Source organism: Acidovorax sp. SUPP2539, assembly GCF_030158975.1.
GTDB lineage: Bacteria > Pseudomonadota > Gammaproteobacteria > Burkholderiales > Burkholderiaceae_C > Paracidovorax.
Genome location: NZ_BQXJ01000022.1, coordinates 1 through 917, shown reverse-complemented (window position 1 = coordinate 917; position 917 = coordinate 1). Strand labels below are relative to the sequence as shown.

Annotated in this window: 1 pseudogene; it reads right to left on the bottom strand. The window is 71.9% G+C overall.

What is annotated here, in order from left to right:
- A pseudogene (locus tag AVTE2539_RS26235) lies at positions 1–917 on the bottom strand (hypothetical protein); the annotation flags it as partial.

Below are 917 nucleotides of genomic sequence, written 5' to 3'. Positions count from 1 at the left end.
TGGCCGGGTCGGCGTTCGGCCCCGCCTTGGCGATGCGGCCGTCCACGCCGTAGTGCAGGTAGCTGTCGCCCTTCCTGGTGATCGATCCGGTGGCGTCGTGGTTGTAGCTGACGTTGGTGGTCTGCGCGCTGCCGCCCGCGGGCGTGAAGGTCTGCGTGTAGCCGCCCAGGCGGTTGCTGTTGCTGGTGGTGGCGTAGTCACGCTGCAGCGTGGCGGTGCCCCCTGCCGTGCTGCTGCTGTAGTAGCTCTGGCTGCGGTTGCCGTTGGCATCCCACGCGTAGCCGCTGGCGTTGGCCCCGATGGTGTCGCTCAAGGCCGCTCCGCTGGGCAGCGTGAGGGTATTGGGTGCGCTGTGCGCGCTGGCGGTGAGCCGGCCCACCGCGTCGTAGCTGTATGCGCTGGTGAGCGCCACCTGCTGCGCCACCGTGCTGCTTTGCGTGGGCAGCATGTGTTGCTGGGTGATCTGCGCGATGCGCCCGGCGCTGTCCCAGGTCAGTTGCAGCAGGGCGCTGGCGGCCAGTTGGCCCGCGCTGGTGTAGCTGCGCTGCTCGGCCAGCGGCGCGGGGTTGCCGGGGGTCTGCACGAACCCGGGCCACTGCCAGCCGGTGGCCTGGCCCAGCGGGCTCCAGGTGATGCCGCTGACCAGCGGCTGGCCGTTCCACTGCAGCCCGATGAGCTGGCCGGTGGCGTCGTACTGGTGCACCAGCTGGCGCCCGCTGGGGTAGGTGATGCGGGCGATCTGCCCCGCGCCGGCGCTGCCTGGACTGCCCGTGCTGCCGGCGCTGCCCGCCCCGCCTGGCACGTACTGGTAGCCCACGGTGCTGCTGCTGCCGTTGGCCAGGACCTGCGTGCGCGCGGTGATGCGCCCTTGCGCGTCGCGCTGGTAGCGCGTGGTGACGCCCGCGTCCTGGATCTCG